The sequence below is a fragment of the Candidatus Jettenia sp. AMX1 genome (assembly GCF_030263775.1).
GTDB classification, from domain to species: Bacteria; Planctomycetota; Brocadiia; order Brocadiales; family Brocadiaceae; genus Jettenia; species Jettenia caeni.
The window spans coordinates 36,241-51,811 of sequence record NZ_SZPP01000011.1 but is presented as its reverse complement, the minus strand read 5'-3'; the positions used below and the strand labels follow the sequence as shown (position 1 = coordinate 51,811).

Annotated in this window: 7 protein-coding genes; 2 read left to right on the top strand and 5 right to left on the bottom strand. The window is 42.0% G+C overall.

The features are described 5' to 3' along the window. Window positions 1-163: 163 nt before the first annotated feature. A complete protein-coding gene (locus tag FBQ94_RS03965; protein ID WP_007222411.1) occupies window positions 164-3,745 on the bottom strand; it encodes a PAS domain S-box protein in 3,582 nt (1,193 codons plus the stop codon). A 944-nt stretch (window positions 3,746-4,689) separates the two neighbouring features. Here FBQ94_RS03965 and FBQ94_RS03960 point away from each other — a divergent pair. Then, the gene (locus FBQ94_RS03960; protein ID WP_040544357.1) at window positions 4,690-4,947 is read left to right on the top strand and encodes a hypothetical protein; all 258 of its coding nucleotides are present in this window, start codon (window positions 4,690-4,692) and stop codon (window positions 4,945-4,947) included. 421 nt (window positions 4,948-5,368) lie between these two features. Here the strand turns inward: FBQ94_RS03960 and FBQ94_RS03955 are convergent, their stop codons facing one another. After that, on the bottom strand, window positions 5,369-7,477 hold the full coding sequence (locus FBQ94_RS03955) for a hybrid sensor histidine kinase/response regulator (RefSeq protein WP_007222413.1): 2,109 nt from the start codon (window positions 7,475-7,477) through the stop codon (window positions 5,369-5,371). A gap of 921 nt (window positions 7,478-8,398) precedes the next feature. On the opposite strand from FBQ94_RS03955, the gene FBQ94_RS03950 reads away from it, so the two are divergent. After that, entirely contained in the window at window positions 8,399-9,052 is a 654-nt protein-coding gene (locus FBQ94_RS03950) for an HAD family hydrolase (protein ID WP_007222414.1), read from the top strand. Window positions 9,053-9,278: 226 nt separating this feature from the next. Here FBQ94_RS03950 and FBQ94_RS03945 read toward each other — a convergent pair whose 3' ends face one another. The 3 genes from FBQ94_RS03945 to FBQ94_RS03935 form a co-directional block, all read right to left on the bottom strand. Further along, complete coding sequence (locus FBQ94_RS03945; RefSeq protein ID WP_007222415.1) at window positions 9,279-9,632, bottom strand: DUF2149 domain-containing protein; 354 nt, start codon at window positions 9,630-9,632, stop codon at window positions 9,279-9,281. A 160-nt stretch (window positions 9,633-9,792) separates the two neighbouring features. Beyond that, entirely contained in the window at window positions 9,793-10,668 is an 876-nt protein-coding gene (locus tag FBQ94_RS03940; protein ID WP_007222416.1) for a MotA/TolQ/ExbB proton channel family protein, read from the bottom strand. Between the two features lie 181 nt (window positions 10,669-10,849). Beyond that, the gene (locus FBQ94_RS03935) at window positions 10,850-15,139 is read right to left on the bottom strand and encodes a cobaltochelatase subunit CobN (protein ID WP_007222417.1); all 4,290 of its coding nucleotides are present in this window, start codon (window positions 15,137-15,139) and stop codon (window positions 10,850-10,852) included. Window positions 15,140-15,571 lie beyond the last annotated feature (432 nt).

Here is a 15,571-nt window from a genome sequence, read left to right as displayed (position 1 = left end):
CCTTTTCTAAAGGGGGATCAAGGGGGATTACTTCTTCTTTGCTTTGCTCCGAGCTTTGGCTTGCTCACAATAATTGTGAAAAGATAATCTTTTTGGACAACTCCCAAGTCAGGTTTGCACCTTATTTTGAGTAATTACATGATTATAACCCACACCTTCAGGTTTAAGAAACTGGTTTAAACGCTGGTAAAACTACGCTAACCTTGGTAAACTTCCCTTCAACACTATCAATAATAAACCTGCCCTCATGGTCTCTGATAATACTATAACTGATGCTTAACCCCAGTCCTGTTCCCTTACCCCGGGGTTTTGTGGTATAAAACGGTTCTACTACTCTATCTCGTATCCTGGCAGGTATACCCGTGCCATGATCATAGAAGGTAATCTTTACCGCCGGACGGTTATCTATCGTTGTTTCTTCCCCGATAATCTCCAGGATTTTATTCTCATGCACCTCTGGATATTTCTGGTTTAAGGCATATCGCGCATTACTGATAGCATTCAGAAAGACTTGTTGTATTTGCTGGGGATGTGCAATAATTTGGGGCAATTTTTGAGAAACATCTAACGTTATCGTAATACCCTCTTTTCGTAATTGTGCCTCTGTCAGAACAAGCGTATTTGTTATTATTTCATGAACACTGACAATGCTTTTTTTCTCCTTCGCATCACCCTGTCTTGCAAAGGAAAGAAGACTGCTGGTTATGTTCGCTATACGGTTAGCCTCTTTGATAATCCGGCCGGCAATATCCCTTTCCTTACTTCCTTCGCTGCTTTTATTCAATAATATCTGGGCACAGTTAATAACACCGGTTATGGGGTTATTGATCTCGTGGGCTACACCCGCTGCCAGTTCACCTAATGATGCCAGATGTCTGGACCGTTCAGCCTCTCTTTGCAAGGTTATCTTTTCCGTGATATCCAGAAATACGCCTAAGATGCCAAGAACATTACCCTTTTCATCTTTTATCGGGGTTCTCACCATACGGACAATCAATGTCTTTCCATCTTTCATATATTCTTCTTCTCTATCATCTGTTTGCCCTGATTCCATAATCTGCTTATCTTCAGCTCTGTACTTCTCGGCAAGTTCTTTGGGAAAAAAATCATAATCGGTCTTTCCTGTGATCTCATCCGGTCTGATGTGAAAATCTCTTGCTAAATTCTCATTACAAGATACAAACCTGAGAGCTTTATCTTTAGAAAATATTCTTTGAGGAAGATTTTCAATAAGAAGCCGATATTTACTTTCGCTTGCGCGCAACACATCTTCAGCACGTCTGCGTTCGGTAATATCGCGGGCAATACCCAAAATCCCGATTACTGATCCTTTCCGGATTTGTGGAGTCACTTTAAATTCTCCAACCAGATAATTACCGGACTTGCTCAGAATACGCAATTCAAAAGCCGGAGGTATTTCCTTCTGATGAACACGTTGCAGCAACTTTAATGCGATGGACCTGTCATCAGGATGAACCAGGGGGATAAACTGCTTATGCAGCCATTCCGTACGCAACCAACCCGTAATAGTCTCAAAAGCAGTATTGAGCGAGACAATAGTTCCGTCTACAGTAAGCGTGTAGATTACATCCAGGGCATTCTCAACAAGGTTTCTGTATCGTTCTTCCGATTCATGCAACGACTCATCCGCCAGCTTATGCTCAGCCATTTCTTTCCGGAGTTTTTCATTTACCATGATAAGATCTGCTGTCCTTTTTGTCACTCGTTCCTCGAGAGACTTATTAAGCGCCTTCAATTCCTCCTCTATCTTTTTAAGCTCCGTAACATCCTGAATTGTCCCGTTCATCTGAATTGGCTTTCCCGTAGTATCATAGATAACTTCCCCCTGACAGTGGGCAAAACGCACCGTGCCATCGGGCAAAGATATCCGATGGTCAATGATAAAGGGTTTTCCCTCATATAAGGCCTCGTGAATAGACTTTCTCACATATTCTCTATCACCGGGATGAATAGCATTCATAAATATCTCATAACTTATATCAGATGTTTGCGGAGATAAACCAAAGATCCGATAGACCTCATCAGACCAATAGAGTATATTTTTTTCTTTATCCCATTCCCAGTTTCCCACATGAGCAATTCTTTGGGCATTGGAAAGACTGGCCTCGCTTTTGCGGAGCGCCGATTCCGCCCGTCTCTGTTCGGTAACGTCTCTGGCTGTGCCAATAGTTCCTATGATATTCCCCTTTTCATCCCGCAGGGGAAAATTTTTATATTCACAAACCCTTCCCGTATCTCTGAAAGAAAGTTCAAACAGAAGGCTTTCTCCCTTTACGGTTCTTGTACAGACATCTATTGCTTTTTTCAGGTTTTCTTCGTCAAAAAGAGGCGCAAATGGCTTTCCAAAAAATTCCTCAGGTTTGTGACCCGTTAATATTCCGAATATCTTATTTACAAAGAGAATATTTCCTCTGGTATCACAAATGTACGCAAGATCCCGTATCTCAGAAAATAATATCTCATATTTTTTCAACCGTCCCTCTGTCTGCTTACGATTTTCGATTTCTCTCCGAAGTTCTTCATTGCCCTTCGCAAGCGACATTGTCCGATCATTCACCTGTTGTTCAAGGGATTCATTCAGCGTCCTCAGTTCATCCGCCATCCGCTTGTGCTCGGCAATCTTCCCGGCAAGTTTCTCTGCCATAGCATTAAAGCATGTGGCCAAAACGCCAAACTCATCTTTGCGATTCGCTTTTACCCGGAAATTCAATTCCCCCCATGCGAATTTTTCTGCTGCATCCGTTAAATCCTTGACTGGCCTTGATGTCGAGACAGCAAAGACAGTCCCCGCGCCGGCGGCAGCGGCAATACCTATCATCCCCATAAACAAGGTAATAAAACCAAACTTTTTTAATGACGCAAAGGCCTCTGCCTTATCCATCTCTGCCAAAAGTATCCAGCCATATTCTGGTATATCTAATGCAGCGCCAACAGCGGGTATTCCTCTATAGTCTCTGTATATACCAATATACTCTTTCTTACCCCTGATAATCTGGCGGACTGGCTCTGTATCTACCATCTGCCTGAGAGGCGCATTGTCGATAAATCTTGACTTCGTAAGCATCATCTTGTCTCTATTGACCAGGTATAGCTCAATGGTCTCTCCCATTCCGGCACGGTTGATCGCAATCTCGCTCAATATGGTAAGGCTGTAGGTACAAATAATGGAGCCAAGCGGCTCAGCGCTATATTCAGAGATAATTGGCGCAGAGATACATACGCAATCTTTATCAAAGTAAGAAAAGTAATGCGGCTGGTCAACGTCTACAGTATTGTGGCCTATATCTTGTGGAAATACGCCCTTATGAGAAATATCTTTGCCAATCAACTTCTCACTCGTGGATGTTGTAACCTTACCATGTTCATCGAGAAGGGTTATTGCGATAAGTTGACGGCAGAGCGGAAGTTTATCCTCTATGAGGTATCTCTGTAAGGAAGCTGCTTCAGGCTGTTTGGAAATCCCTTCACGAACAACAGTCTCAAAAGCGCTTTTGATAAACTTGTCAGCGCTGAAATCTATGGCACGCGTCTTTTTTATCTCCATAAGAGACAGAAAATGAAGTCTTTTTGATTCTGCAAGCCCTTTTAGCTTCTCCAGAGTTTGATATTTCAGTGTATTTCTGATAGAGAAGTAGCAGGTAGTTGCAATTACGACAATAGGAATAAGAGAAATACACAATACAAATATGAGCAACTTTTTCTTAATCGACAGGAATAGTCTCATTTTGTAGATCCTTAAGGTCAAGCTATCCCAATGTTAAAGTAAGGAAAATATTCCTCATACTTGAAGATATGTCTGGCACAAATTAATGAATAAATATAAGAGTTTAGTATGGTAAATGTTAATTTGGTAATAAATAACTTCTTTATATATGAATAAGCAATCTTAATACCTTTATTAGTAATTAAAAGGTTTTATTTTTAGGAAGTATAAGTATAATTTACATAAATACTAAAAATAAGCCAGGGGTAGGGGCGAAGCATTTGCCGTTCAGCGTATACATAGTATTTTAGGCCAATAACGGCAAATGCTTCGCCCCTACAATAAATATTGAAATTTCTATACATAAATGTAGGGCAAGGCTTCAGCCTTGCCTCCCCCGTCTGAATTGTCCACGGGAATGGCAAACCTAAAGAGTCTGTGCAGAAAGATATATTTTCAGGGTAAAGAATATAAAAATAGAGGAAGGCAGATACGCCAAGTTAAAACCTGCTGGCTTATCCTCAAACTCTTCTCATATTCATGAGAGCATGGTTTGAGAGAAAAACCCTGTTTCCTGAACTAAAGAGTACATAGGCATAAGAAAAGCTTCTTAAAAATAGAATTTATTGATAAAGATAATATCCTAAATAGAATTTTAGGAAAGAAATGAAACAAAAGAAATAAAAACGTACAAAAATGAACAACAATACACATTTATGTGCAAAAAAACTGATTCATGCGTAAGAAAAGATGGGAACAATAAACGATTCAACTAACATGCAACTGATATTCAAGAGGTTTTCACGAATATCTTATAGTACCCTCTGTATGAAACTGAACATACCGCATTCAATCCCGAAGGGATGACATCTTAACGCAGATATCCTATGTCACCTCTTCGGGGTTGAAGGGCTTTTTTCTGCTTTTTCTATAATCATAACATCTCTACGGGATTAGGCAGGAAAATGAAAAGAGAGACGCAAGATTTTTCGTCTCTACAACCAGCAAACGCAAAATCGTGTATCTCTACGAGTGTTTCCATGGTAAAGATTAATCACGATACCGGAGGGCGTGTGGTTCCGACCTGTTCCCAAACTCTTCCCCGTTTACATGAGGACATGGTTTGGGAACAAGCTACTAGAACCTATAAGGAATTGAAACAATCATACAAAGAAAGAATTGTTAAGCTTCACAAGCCTTTCATTCAAGATAATTTACCATAAGAGGCTCCAGAGTATTTGTCATTGCGAGGGGGTTTTTTTCCCGAAGCAATCTTTTCTCAACTATGCAAGAGATTGCTTCGGACACTACCCTCGCAATGACACGTTAAACACAACACGGACAAACCATCCCTGTTCAAGATATACAGAGACAGGGTTTTGTCCGTGCCACCCTATCATGATAATGTACGGTTTCATCCTTTGAATACTATAAAGTAGGGCAACCCTTCAGGGTGCTACCTCCATGCATATTCAGACGGAGGAAAGCAAGGCTAAAGCCTTGCCCTACATCGACTCTGTTCTTTCATGAGGAGAGACGTAATATTTTACGTCTCTCCTGCCCATGGTAGCCTCATGGATGATTCATGTAAATACAGAGTAACAAAACAATGATCAGGTGTGTTTCTATGTAAGAATCTATAGCTTAGCTTGAATACCGGGGCAGCATTATGATGATTTTGGTATATTCTCCCTCTCTGCTATCAATCATAAGCTTACCACCATGATTCCTGATAATAGTATGACTAATACTTAATCCTAACCCAATCCCCTTATTACTATATTTTGTTGTAAAAAAAGGATTGATTACTTTATCTCTCATTTCGGCAGGGATACCGGTGCCGTGGTCACAAAAAATGATCTTTACATAGGCATTATTATTCATCGTTGTTTCTTCCCCTGAAATCTCAAAGATTTTATTATCGTGCGTTTCGGGATATTTCTGATTCAGGGCATATCGGGCATTGTTTATGATACTTAAAAATACCTGCTGAATTTGCTGTGGATGCGCAAGGATTTCAGGTAATTTTTGGGAAATATCTAACTTCATCGTAATACCCTCTTTTCGTAATTGCGATTCTATCAGGGTAAGCGTATCAGACAATATTCCATGCATGTTAATAATATTCTTTTTTTCACTATCGGGCCGGGTAAAAGACAGAAGACTATGTACGATATTAGCTATACGATCTCCTTCCTTGATAATTCGTCTGGCAAGGTCTTTTTCCTTACTTCCCTCGCTACTTTTATTCAATAATATCTGGGCACAGTTAATAACGCCGGTTATGGGATTATTAATCTCATGGCCTACACCCGCAGCCAGTTCACCTAATGATGCCAGATGTCTGGACCGCTCAGCCTCTCTTTGTAAGATCACCTTCTCGGTAATATCCCAAAATATGCCTAAAATACCAATAACAGCGCCTTTTTCGTCCTTTACAGGAGTTCTTACTATACGGATAATTAATTCCTGTCCATCTTTACTATACTCCTCTTCTCTTTCATCTGTTTGCCCTGATTCCATAATCTGCTTATCCACGGCTCTGTATTTCTCGGCAAGTTCTTTGGGGAAAAAATCATAATCGGTCTTTCCCGTAATCTCATCCGGCCTGATGTGAAAATCTGCTGCTAAATTTCTATTGCAGGATACATACACTAAACTCTTGTCCTTATAAAATATCCTTTGTGGCAGATTCTCAAGGAGGAGCCGATACTTGCCTTCACTGATACGCAGGGCATCCTCAATCATTTTCCGATGGATAACAACGCTTAATTGGGTAGCAACCGAAGAAATAAGCCTGGTCAACCGTTCATCTTCATCCCGTTGTTCTTGCATAAAGAATGTCAGTACGGCAATAACTTCATCATTCGTTACGACGGGAATACCCATTGCTGCTTTAAAGCCAAATTTCTTGCAAAACTCTGCATGGGGGAAGTTTCTCCTTACCATAGACTCGATCATCCATTCTGGCTTCTTTAAAGACCATACACGGCCCGGAAGACCACATTCCGGCGAAAAGGCAAGCATTTTACTGTCTTGTTTAATTTCTTCCATTTTTTTAGGATCTCTATGCCATGCTACACAATATTCGAGGTATTTACCGTCAGGAGAGATAAGCCATGCCTCACCATAAACCCAACCGGTAGCCTCGCATACTTTACGCAGTACAATGCCAAGCGTAGAAGAGAAATCTTCTGCCTCAACAATTGCAAAGGTCATTGTTTGCAGCAGCTTAATCTCTTCTTCCATCTCTTTATGCTCAGCGACTTTCATACGAAGCTCTGTGTTTGCCTTTGCCAGCGCCGATGTCCGTTCTGCTACACGGCATTCTAGAGATTCGTTAACCGTTCTTAGTTCTTCTTCAACCCTCTTGTGTTCAATCGCATACCGTATGGAACGCGCCAGCAATTTGTAATTCACTTCCTCCTTAACAAGATAGTCCTGCGCCCCCGCCTGCACCGCCTTAGTACCTGTTACTTCATCAATAAACCCTGTCAATACTACAATGGGTAATTTTGGCGACTGTGTACGGACCTGACTAAGCATGTGAAGGCCTCCATTATCTGGTACGTTGAGGTCCAGAAGTAACACATCAAATCGTTTTTCTTTCAGATACTCCAGTCCTAATAAAAACTGACTGGCGTGTTCCAGCTCAAATTTGACAGTATCGTCTTCTTTTAGTATCTCCTGTATCAATCGGACCTCATCTGAATTATCATCTATGAGTAAAACCCTGATGCGTTTCTTGTTCATTTCACCTCTCCTGAGTCACCATTATCAAAGATAAGATTTTAAAAATAGCAGAGAAAATACCTATAATACTCCTGGATACAATAATTCCGCCATACCTATAGCATCCAAGAGATGAAACTGAACAGGATGTGGCAAAAGTCGAGTCCTTGATTGTATGCTGATGTATGAAACGTATGAAATCCTTAAAAATGTCATTGCGAGGGGTGAGCGACGAAGCAATCTCTGCCTTTGGGATTGCTTCAGACAATACTCTCGCAATGACCAGCGAGGTAGTCTTTCCTCTGTTGAGGATTATGTTCGATTTCATCCTTGGAATACTATATTTGTAATCGATATTGCGGAAGTAGCGGAAGTAAAGGTTTAAAATTCTTTGTAAATATAAAACTTTCGTAGTATATTTCAAGATAAATTCATAATTTATTAATGTAAAATGAGAAAACTCTGTAAATTTGAAAGATTTTTAGAAAAAAACTATAGATACATTCATCAGAATTATGGTATATCCTGGTTTACAACCTCATGGAATGTAGAGGAATTTCAATTCTGTAGGGTAACCCTTTAGGGTTGCCAGTGCACATATTCAGGCGGGGAGGCAAGGCTGAAGCCTTGCCCTGCGTCTTACGAAGAGATAAAAGTCGCCGAAGGCCTCATGAAACGTGAATAGTAAAAGAATAACAACGAAGCATTTCTCCTTAAGGTATCTATGTGTTATTATAGAAGGCTTACAGGAGGAACGGTCTGCCGGGTCGTCTCTATCTTTCTATCCATGCTACCCGGATAGAAGGGTTGTAAGGGCATAAGCGTTACCTTAAGCAGTATATGGGGTGGCACGGACAAACAAGTTTGTCCGTGTTCAACCTGAGAGATGCAGTTAAGTAAGGGAGCAGAATATCCAGAAACATAAAATGGTGTTAAACTCTTATGCAAGCGATACTATTTGACATGGATGGAGTACTTGTTGACTCTATGCCTTATCACGCAGAAGCCTGGGATATGGTACTAAAGACTGTTGGTATCAATATTGAGAAAAAATTGATTTACGAGCTTGAAGGCGCAAATTCCCGGCAGGTAATTGATGCCATATTCAGACAGTTCGGCCGCATCCCTACCGATGAAGAAATACAAGAAATTACCCGTAAAAAGTTAGAGATATTTGAGCGGATAGCACAGGTAAAACCCTTCGATGGTATACAGGAGTTCCTTGAGACAGTAAAATCAAAGTATAAGCTGGCCGTCGTTTCAGGTTCTCACCGTCAGACGGTAAAGAAAACAATAGACACCTTCTTCCCGGATACTTTTGAGGTGGTTATTGATGGGGAAGAAACCAAAATAAGTAAACCGTCGCCGGAACCTTATCTTATAGCCGTCCGGAAACTTCACATACCGAAGGATCATTGCCTTGTTGTCGAAAATGCCCCTCTTGGCATACGGTCAGCAAAGAGCGCAGGCCTGCGATGTATTGCTATTACCACCTACCTTGGCAGGGAGTATCTGAAAGAGGCGGACTGGATTGCAGAAAATCACCGGGAGATGATAGCATATATCCAGAGAGGAACAGCAAACTTTTCCCTCTGAAGAGCTTATCTTTACTCAACCTGATGTACAGGAATTCAGTTACGCGGGGTAATCTTTTAGGGTCGCCATCCCTGATCACTTATTCAAGCGGGGGAGCAAGGCTAAAGCCTTGCCCTACATTTAATGGAGAGACGCAAAATCTTGCGTCTCTCCAGGTTTGTGTCCATCTGAAAGGAAGAAAAGGTAAAAATCTCTTTTATAAATACCCACTATTTCAGATCAGCTCTTATTCACTGCCTTCCGGCACATAGATTACCTTTCCATCTTTTAATCTATATGCTATCCCCAGACGGGTGCCTTCGCCCTGTACACTCTTGTCGGTAACTTTTTCAACCTTTACCTGCTTTCCCTTTTTCGTAACAATCTCTATCTGACCATTATCATTTTTCCTCACCGTCGTAATCTCTGTTTTTGGAGAAAGAAGATCAAGCAGGCTGTATGCGCTGATTAACGCCCCGATAAGACCTACAATAAACACAACTCCAACATCAAAAAGATTCGCCACGCCTGACAGGGGATCTTCCTGATGGAGGTCAACTTCCTTTCTGATGGCCCTGCGCCTTTTTTTCAGGTATCTCATTTTTGCAATTTAGTTCACCGCCGAGATACAGAAGATACGAAGGAATGAAAAGATCAGGGAGATGGAAGACTGGAGAGTTGAAAATTTCTTAGTCTCTCATTTTTCCAACTTCTTATCTTCTGATTTTTTTCTCCGTACCCTCTGTATTCTCTGTGACTAACTACTCCTCATCTTTCATAATACATTCCGTAAAATACTCAAGATTCTTTATATCTTCATGGATCCACCTATTTTTTACCGTAGAAAGAAAATAAGCGGTAATTCCAATTGCTAACCCCACGACAGTTGTGGTAAAGGCAATGGTAATATTACCTGAAAGTTTCTCAAGATCGCCCTGCGATAATGCTGATAAAGCAGGTCCCATAGGAATTATCGTTCCCATCAGCCCAAGAGTAGGTCCTGCACGGATCATGAGCCGAAGCTTATCCAGGCTTCTGGTCATTTTTTGTTCCTTACTTTGCAAGAGGTATTCAACACGGGTCTCTTTGCCACTTTTACTCTTTTTTAATTCACCGGCAAGTTCCTTAAAATATTCCCTAAAATAAAATGGTATCTCTGACATTATCCTCCCTGATTCCCCTTCACAAACTTCCCCTGCCTCTCCCTTCCTAATCCCGCCTACCCCTCCCTTACTAGCTCCTCCCCCTGTCTCCTCTTTCCTGATTTCTCTCCCTGTTCCCTCCCTCCTAACTCCTTCCACTCCCTCCTCTTTCCCAATTCCTCCTACTCCCCCTCCTTCCCTAACTCCCTCCATTCCCTCCCCTTTCCTAGTTCCTTCCATTCTCCCCCCTTTCCTAAAGGGGGGATGGGGGGAATTAGAAAATACAGCCAGTTGCGATGGCAGCATAAAAGATTCTATAAACTCTTTTACATCTTGCCTGCGAGCCTGCTTCTTTCGTTCTGAATATTCAGAAACAAAACTTCCTGTAGTTATAATTACCCAAATAAAAAAGACAACCAATAAAATCATAACGGGATAGAGCATCGCTGATGAAAGAATAGAGAGAATGTTTTGTACCAGGTTGAGAAAACCCATAGTTCATTATCCTTAATAAAAATATTTTACCGTTAAGCCGTAAAAGATGCGAAGAAGCACCTGCATAAAATAATGAAGATCTTTATACAATTACATTAAGCTGCCTTTGGCAGATCGAAGTAGAGCGAGGTTTTAGCCTTGCCTTACGGTGAAATTCCTATACATTAAACAGGTGAACCCCCTATAAAAATCTCTTCCTTACCCATCCATAAAAAAAGAAACCGATGCATCCTAATACTATTATCATAGCAAACCACGACCTGTTCGATGTATCTACAGAAGAGGATATGCTGCGACGCGCCTCTCCTTTATCTTCATTGGCTTTTATCTCTTCCATTTCGAATCCATTCACGACTTCTGTCTTTTCGTCTAAAGATACCTCCGTCTCTTTTCGTTCTCCTAAATCTTCTAATTCCCTTTTATCTTCTCTTCCTAACGCCCCTAATCCCCCCTTCCCCCCTTTACTAAAGGGGGGTAATGGGGGATTACCAAAGGAGGGTAAGGGGGGATTAGGAAAGGGGAGTAAAGGGGAATTAGGAGAGGAGGGATCAGGGGGATTAACCGAGGGTGGAGGGGATAGAGAAGTAACTGGCCGCCCGGCTTTACTCAATTGTGGTACCTGAGACTGAACAAGCTTATCCATCTCTGTCTTCCGCTCGTTGAGTGTTTTCCCTGTAGCGGTTTTTAAAATCTCAGCATATTGAACCAGGATTTCAGGATTTACAAGACCTGATGTACTCAAAACGTCCATGGCATATTGTTGAAAAGCTGGGTTATTGCAGGTATGCTCACAGCAGGATACACCATGCTCTAGTACCGTTTCCATATATTCCGTCGCCAAAGTTTGTTTCACCTTTTCCGTAGGATGCCAATAATCCTTTCGTACAGCCTCCAGCATACGAGCTGTAAGGGCCTGATAAGCATAGGGGTTTTTCTTGCCAAAAAATTCTTTTAAATCCATCCCGTATTTATCTTCAACGTAGACTTCAAATGTCTGCTCCCAACGGGCATCGTCTATTGTCTCGGGTACAGTGACCTGCCAGCCCCACATATTCTCAACAAATTCAGACATCTTATTGGCCCCTTCAAATCCCTCTTTCTTCATCCCTTCAATCCATTCGGGATTCAGGTAGCGGGACCGCAGTTCCATGCCCATCATCCTATCGATCGGTGTCATCTCCGGCTTTGCCGGGTTCATGATATTTGTAACAACCAGACCGGGAGATTTTCCATCCAGTTCCCGAATTGCTGCAGCAAGCCCTCCGGCATACATATAAAAATCATCATTATCAAGTGTCCCGTAAACATTGGTAGAACGGCTGTGGACTACCATCCTGGTTCCACTCAATACCATCTTATAGACCTCTTCCATTGGCTCGCCCCACAAACCGTTTCCATAACCGTGGCTCATTCGTTTCAGATATTCCTCTGCGACCACGGAATCATCTTCCCAGGTCCCGCTTGCACTCACAATCCGTGAGACATTCAAATCGTAACGCCCGGGTGCTTCATCAAAGATTCTTATGGCAGCATATTGTTCAGCCTTCTTTCTGGGCCAGCCTTGCTGAACCAATTTCCCGGTCAATTCTATGATATGTTGCCGGACAAGGTTATCTTCCTCATCAAGCTTCTTTACCATTTGAACAGCCTGATCGATGTAGTGAGTCAACTGCCCAAACATCTCTTCTGCTGCTGAAGAGACGACGATATCGATTCTCGGACGGCCTAACTCTTCTTTTGGTATGACCTTGATTCCTGTTACCTTCCCCCACTCATTCCAGATGGGCTCAACTCCCAGTAAATAGAGTATCTGGGATTCCAGTATACCTTCATGACGTATCGTCTCAGTGCCCCATATAACAAATGATAGTTTTTCGGGATAGTTACCGTTATGTTTCGCCTGATACGTATCAAGCAGTTCCCGGGCTAATTTCATACCGACCTGCCATGCCTCTTTTTTGGGAATCTTTTCAGGATTAAAGGCATAAAAATTTTTCCCCGTTGGTAAAGAGCTTGGATTCCTTACAGGATCATTTCCTGTCCCGGTCGTGATAAACTGCCCATTCATAGATTTCATCATGCTGGATAACTCCCGCTTCGCACCTTCCTGAATATTTTTATCTAACTCAACAGCAGAAATATCTTTCATAACTTCTTGTATCGCCTGAATGGTAGACGAACGAAGGGATTCATCAGGTGCATTGCCAAAGGTATGCAATCCATATGGCATATTTAACTGTTTCATCTCTTTAAGAAATTCTTCAATTTCATGAATAACCTCATGGTCAAGTTTGTGGGAATTTCTCTCCACTTCATAATTATTTCTTGTTTCATCATGAGTAATCCCCCCTAACCCCCCTTTAGGAAAGGGGGGATTCTTGGTATCTCCCTGCACCAGGTATTCACTGATATTTATATCCTTATCAAGTCCCAGGGCTTTTACTTTTTTTATAATATTTTCCTGATACTGCCCTGCATGCTCGGCACCCTGCTCAAGGGCCTGATCATGACTGCTTATCATCTCTTCAAGCCCGGCATATTCATGATACAGTCCACCCTTTTTTAAGGGTGGAATCATGTGGTCTACGATAACTGCCGAGCCTCTTCGTTTCGCAACAAGTCCCTCACCAACATCATCTACAATATAAGGGTAGATTACCGGTAAATCCTGAATCAACGCTTCCGGCGCATCATCCCCAGAAAGACCGCCACTTTTTCCTGGCAGCCATTCATGCGTACCATGGGTACCAAAATGAATAACGGCATCAGCACCAAAACCGTACTTCAGCCATGCATAAACCCCCACATATTGATGATGCGGAAACAGGTCTTTGCTGTGAAACATGGCTTCGATATCCTCCATCCAACCCCTCACGGGCTGTGGCAGGATAACAACATTTCCCTGCCTTACCGCAGGAATAACCATATACTTTTTCTTCTGTTTCGGATCGGTCCATATCATAACATTTGATTCTTCAACCGGCCCCCAATCCGCAGTAACCTCTTTGATGAAATTTACCGGCAAATTTCTGATCCACTTCTCGTAATCTTCCAGTGGCAGCAATACGCATTTTCCGTGCTTTACCATTTCATCAAGTTCACCGGGCACCCAATTCCCAATGTTTCTCCCGTATCTCAGGGAATTTTCAAGGAGTATTTCTTCATCAATTGCTTCATTACCAATATCATATCCATCATCCTTCATCCTCTTTAAGACAGTATCAATACTGGCAAAAACATTTAAATAGCTGGCACCGATATGCTGTTTTCCTGGCGGATAATTCCAGTAGAATATCGCTACCTTTTTATCTCCGTTATCTTTTTCCTGTAAATTGATCCAGGCACGTATGCGATTAACAGCCCGGCCGATACGTTCCGGTATCGGCTTTCGCTCCTCAACAAAGAAACCTGTTTCATCATCCTTTTCACGGATACGATACGATACGACAGTAGGCTGAATAAGCCCTGCAATCTCAGGGATCGCTAACTGCCAGCTTACTTCCAAAGAACTCAGACCTTCAGGGTCGTTCTCCCATGTCTTCCCGTCCTTCCCATACACCGTAATCAAATTGATTATTGGTACTCCACATTTTTCCAGCGAATTCACGGCTTTGAAATCTGAAAAGCGAAATAAAAATGAGAGTATGCCGGAAACCCTTGGAACCCCTTTGGAATCTACCAATAGTCTCTCGACTGCGGCCCCTTCAGGATACCCAAACGCTACAAAGGCATTCAGTCCTTTTTCCTCAAGGGTACGGATTATATCATCCTCCACTTGATTCTGACCCTGCTCACAGAACGATGAATAGGTCAGGACTGCAACCCATTTTGCATCTTTCTTACAATAGCCTTTTTCCTTATACCAGCTCTCATATTCCTCAAATGTCTCAAAAAACATCCCTTGTGAGTTGTGGCGATGGTAGTAACCATTTTTTAATAACTTCTCTGGCGGCTCTGTCTTTATCCCGGAAACTCCGGCATATTTCTTCAGAGAGAATAGCAGCATGTTTTGGAAATTCTCTATCCCGCCGGAATCAAAATACGAGCGGAATTCTTCATCATACGTAAGTCCCAGCTCGATATACTCCTTATCTAAACCTGCAGAGTGGTTTATGGGTAATATATGTGCCCCGCGGGAAATAGCCTTTTTAATTGCCTCCTGATCAAAACCTGCTTGTGTTGCGGTTGAAATCCGTATCCCCATGATGTCGATAACAACGATATCAGCATCTTCAATCTCATGAGGATTGAAACCGGAATCGAGATCGGTAGTACTCACCAGCTCAAAGTCTATGCAGTTCTTAAGGGACGGATATTCCTTCCAGGTATTTTTTATTGCCTTAATAACGGTAGGAGTAAGGTAGTTTCCCACGATAAAGGTATATTTCAAAGACCTCGCTTCTTCTGCATGGGAAAAAGGCAGGTAAGAAGTAAATATGATAAACAGTATGAAAATTGCATATCTTCTCATTGATCAGCATCCCCTTGAAAAGGTTACCGGTTAGCGGTCATTGCAAGCAAGTGAACCAAAGCCAAAAGTAAAGGAATAATCCCCCTTGATCCCCCTTTAGAAAAGGGGGAAAATTTCCCCTTCTAAAGGGATAGAGGAGTTATGGATTCCCTTTTCTCTTTCTCCTCTTTTATACTCCCCCTTCTACTATTTCTCTCATATATTTCCCCCTCTTGTATTTTCCCCTTCTCTAAAACACTCACACGTTTCCCTTTTCTAAAACACTCACACATTTCCCCCTTTTTTAAAGGGGGATCAAGGGGGATTAAGATACTCCAGTTGTAGTTACTCAAAATACTGTTGGATCATAGTAGGGGCGAACCTTGTGTTCGCCCACCCTTTGCGCAAATTCAAGCTCTGTGCGTTTTCCCACGACTAGGGCGAACACAAGGT